1 protein-coding gene and 1 pseudogene are annotated in these 4,638 nt (G+C 75.9%); both read left to right on the top strand.

All coding sequences use genetic code 11. The annotated features are described in order from the left end of the window. Positions 1-3,763 (top strand): annotated as a pseudogene (locus AB0I76_RS22935) (HAD-IC family P-type ATPase); the annotation flags it as partial. A 60-nt stretch (positions 3,764-3,823) separates the two neighbouring features. Beyond that, positions 3,824-4,615 (top strand): MBL fold metallo-hydrolase, encoded by a 792-nt coding sequence (locus AB0I76_RS22940; RefSeq protein ID WP_357038949.1) that lies wholly within the window; start codon positions 3,824-3,826, stop codon positions 4,613-4,615. The last annotated feature ends 23 nt before the right edge of the window (positions 4,616-4,638 follow it).

Genomic DNA, 4,638 nt, shown 5'->3' on the forward strand with positions numbered 1-4,638 from the left:
GTGGCGACGCAGGTGCCGGCCGGCCAGCCGCAACGCGTGCTGAAGGTTGGTGCCCTGCTGCAGGTCCGGCTCGACCGCCGCCAGCTCCTGCTGGGGTCTCTCCGCCCTGCCGAAGGCGCCCGTGTCCGGGCGGGAGGGGTACGCCGCGCAGCTCGGTAACCTGCTGGCCCGCCGGGGTGTGATCGCGATGGACCGCGGCGTGCTGCGGGAACTGGACCGGGTCGACACGCTGGTGCTGGACACCGCCGTCCTCGGCTCCGGCCGGGGTGCCCTCGCCGACCTGGCACCGCTGGACGGCGCCGACGCCGGGGAGGTGGCCGCCCGCGCCTTCGCCCTGTTCGACCCGGACGCCCCCGACGAACGCCGGCAGGCCGACGGCTGGCGGCTCGGCCCGGTCGACTCGATCGACGCCGAGGACCCCGGGGACACGCCGGAGAGCGCCCGGCTGCGCGCGGCCGGCGGCCGGGTGCTGGGCCTCGCCCGCGCCGGCCGCCTGACGGCGGTGCTGCGGGCCGAGACGGAGGCGGCCCCGGGCGCGGACGTGCTGCCCACCGCCGCTCGGCGGGCCGGCCTGCGCCTGGTGGTCGCCGGTGCGGACACCGACCGGTACGGCTTCGCCGACGAAGTCCTGCCCGGCGGTACCGACCTGGCCCGGACGGTGCGGGACCTGCAACGCGAGGGCGCGGTGGTGATGCTGGCCAGCAGCGACCGGGCCGCGCTCGCGGCGGCCGACTGCGGGCTCGGGGTGGCCGCACCGGAGGACCCGCCGCCGTGGGGCGCGCACCTGCTCGTCGGCCCCGACCCCCGGGTGGCCGCGCTGGTCGTCGAGGCCGCCGGAGTGGCCCGGCGGATGACCACCCAGAACATCCGGCTCGCTCTGGCCGGCGTCGGCCTCGGCGCGCTGTCCGCGTTCACCGCCGACAAGGAGCAGTTGCCGGGCCGGACCCTCGCCGCGGTCAACGGGGCCGCCGCGCTGGCCTTCGCCCACGGCGTGTGGCGGGCGCACCGCCTGCCGGACCCGACCACCACGCCGGCTCCGCGTACCGCCGTTCCGTGGCACCTGATGCCGGTGTCGACCGTGCTCGACCACCTGCACACCGGACCGGACGGGCTCGACACGGCCGAGGCGGCCCGCCGGCGGGGCACCGCCCGTGAGTACCAGCCCGGGTCGTCCAGCCTGCTCCGGGTGTTCCTCGACGAGCTTTCCAACCCGCTGACCCCGGTCCTCGCGGCCGGCGCCGTGCTGTCCGCGTCGTTCGGGTCGCCCGTCGACGCCGCCCTGGTCGGCGGGGTGGTCGGCGGGTCGGCCCTGATCGGCGCGGTGCACCAGCGCAACACCGAGCGGTCGCTGGCGGAACTGCTGTCCCGCTCGGCGGTCACCGCCCGGGCCCGCCGGGACGGCGGCGAGCAGGTGCTGGCCGCCGAGGACCTGGTACCCGGCGACGTGGTCCTCCTGGAGCCCGGAGACGCCGTACCGGCCGACTGCCGGGTCCTGGAGGCCGCCGGGCTGGAGGCGGACGAGTCCTCCCTGACCGGCGAGTCGCTGCCGGTGGGCAAGACCGTGGACCCGGTCGCGGCGTCGGCGGTGGCCGAGCGTCGCTCGATGCTGTACGAGGGAACGACGGTGGCCGCCGGACACGGCGTGGCCGTGGTGGTCGCCACCGGTGCCGACACCGAGGCGGGCCGGAGCATGGCGCTGGCCCGGGACGCCGCACCCACCAGTGGTGTGGAGGCCCGGCTGGGTGGGCTGACCAGCAAGTCCATCCCGCTGGCGATCGGGTCGGCCGTGGCGGTCGCCGGAGCCGGGCTGGCCCGGGGCGTACCGCTGGCGGAGACGGCCGCGACCGCCGCCAACCTGGCCGTCGCCTCGGTGCCCGAGGGGCTGCCGTTCCTGGTCAGCGCCGCGCAGTTGGCCGCCGCCCGGCGACTCGCCGAACACGGGGCGCTGGTCCGCAACCCGCGCACCATCGAGGCCCTCGGCCGGGTGGACGTCCTCTGCTTCGACAAGACCGGCACGCTGACCGAGGGCCGTCTCGTGCTCTCCGGCGTCGGCGACGGCGACCGGTACGCGACCGTCGACCGGCTCGACGAGCACCTGCGCACCGTCCTGGCGGTGGCGCTGCGGGCAACCCCCGCCGCCGACGACCCGGAGGACCTGCCGGAACAGACCGACCGGGCGGTACGCCGGGCCGCGCGGGAGGTCGGTGCGGTCGAGCAGACCGGGGCGGCGGCCTGGCAGCAGGTGAACGTGATGCCGTTCGAGCCGTCCCGCGGCTACCACGCCACCGTCGGCACCTGCGACGGCGGGCTGCTCCTGAGCCTGAAGGGCGCACCCGAGACCGTGCTGCCCCGCTGCGTCAACCGGCGCACCGAACGGGGCGTGGTGCCGGTGGACGACGCCGGGCGGCAGGAGCTGCACCGGGAACTGGACCGACACGCCGGCGCCGGGCAGCGCGTCCTCGCCATCGCCGAACGTACCGTCGACGACGAGTCGATCACCGACGACGCCGTACACGGCCTGACGTTCGTCGGCATCCTCGCGCTCGGCGACGGGATCCGGGCCAGCGCCGCCCCGGCCGTGGCGGACATCCGACGGGCCGGCGTGCACACCATCATGATCACCGGCGACCACCCGGCCACCGCTGAGGCGATCGCTTCGGTGATCAGCGACGGGGACGGCCAGCGGGTGGTCAACGCCGCCGACCTCGACGACCTGGACGACGAGGCGCTCGGGGAGCGGCTGGTCACCACCGACGTGGTGGCCCGGTGCACACCCGCCCACAAGGTCCGGATCATCCAGGCGTTGCAGGCGTGCGGCCGGACGGTCGCGATGACCGGGGACGGCGCGAACGACGCCCCCGCCATCCGGCTCGCCGACGTGGGCATCGCCCTCGGCCAGCGGGGCACCCCCGCCGCGCGGGCCGCCGCCGACCTGGTCGTGATGGACGACCGGCTGGAGACCATCATCGCCACGCTGGTCGAGGGCCGGGCCATGTGGTCGTCGGTCCGGCACGCGCTGAGCATCCTCGTCGGCGGCAACCTCGGGGAGATCGCGTTCAGCATCGTCACCGCGGCCGCGACCGGCCGTTCCGCCCTGAACGGCCGCCAACTGCTGCTCGTCAACCTGCTCACCGACCTGGCACCCGCCCTGGCCATCGCGGTCCGGCCACCCCGCCCGGAACACAGCGAGAACCTGCTGCGCGAGGGACCCGACACGTCGCTCGGCTCGACCCTGGACCGGGAGATCGCGCTGCGCGCCACGTCGACCGCGCTCGGGGCCACCGCCGGCTGGATGCTGGCCCGCTGGACCGGCCGGGAGCGGCGGGCCGCCACGGTCGCCCTGGTGTCGCTGGTCGGCACACAGCTCGGCCAGACCCTGCTGGCCGGTGGCGCGACCCCGGGCGTCCTGCTCTCCACCGCCGGCTCGGTGGGTGTGCTGGTGGCCGTCGTGCAGACGCCGGGACTCAGCCACTTCTTCGGCTGCACCCCGCTGGGCCCGGTCGGCTGGTCCATCGCCACCGGGTCGGCGCTGGGCGCCACCCTCGCCAACAGCGGCATCACCCGGCTCGTCGAGCGGCTGCCGCAGCCACCGGCGCCCGGCGTCGACCTGCTCAACCGCCTGCACCTCTGGCCGACCCACGACGAGCCGTCCCCGGACGGCGGGGACCCGTCGTCGGACGGGGGCGGCCCGTCTCTGGCCGCGGGTGGTCCCTCCCGCCCCGAGCGCGAGGACCGCCCGACCGAGGCGCCGCGCCGCGCGTGACGGTCCGTCCCGCATGGTCGCCGCGATCACGGGTACGGATCGTTGACGGAGGTGAGGTCCGTGACGGAGCAGGCGGACGTGACGTTCATCGGTACCGCGACCACGGTGCTGCGGCTCGGCGGGTTCACCCTGCTCACCGACCCGAACTTCCTGCACCGCGGCGAGCGGGCGTACCTGGGCAAGGGTCTGTGGTCACGGCGCCGCACGGACCCGGCGCTGGAGATCGCCCAGCTGCCGGCGCTGGACGCGGTGGTCCTGTCCCACCTGCACGGTGACCACTTCGACCGGGTGGCGCGCCGCGAGCTGGACCGTGGCCTGCCGGTCGTCACCACACCCGCCGCCGGCCTGAAGCTCCGCCGCTGGGGCTTCCGTGCCGCGCAGGGGCTGCCCACCTGGCAGTCGACCGAGCTGCACCATGGCGGCACCACGCTGCGACTCACCTCAATGCCGGGCAGACACGGGCCCGGGGCGCTGGACCTGCTGCTGCCCGACGTGATGGGCACCATGATCGACCTGGAGCGCGGTGGCGAGCGGCTGTTCCGCCTCTACGTAACCGGGGACACCCTGCACCGGCCGCTGCTCGCCGACATCCCCCGGCGGTACCCCGACATCGACGCGATGCTCATCCACCTCGGCGGCACCAGGATCGCCGGCATCCTGCTCACCATGGACGACCGGCAGGGCGCCGACCTGGTGGAGCTGATCCGGCCGAAGCTCACCGTGCCGATCCACTACGACGACTACCCGGTGTTCCGCTCACCGCTGGCCGACTTCGTCGCCGAGTCCCGCCGGCGCGGTTTCGCGGCGTCGGTCCGCACGGTCACGCGCGGCGAGACCGTCCCGCTCCGCTGAGGTGGCGCTCCGCGCGCCGCCCC

The sequence above is a fragment of the Micromonospora sp. NPDC049799 genome (assembly GCF_040656655.1).
In the GTDB taxonomy this organism is placed as follows: Bacteria; Actinomycetota; Actinomycetes; order Mycobacteriales; family Micromonosporaceae; genus Micromonospora.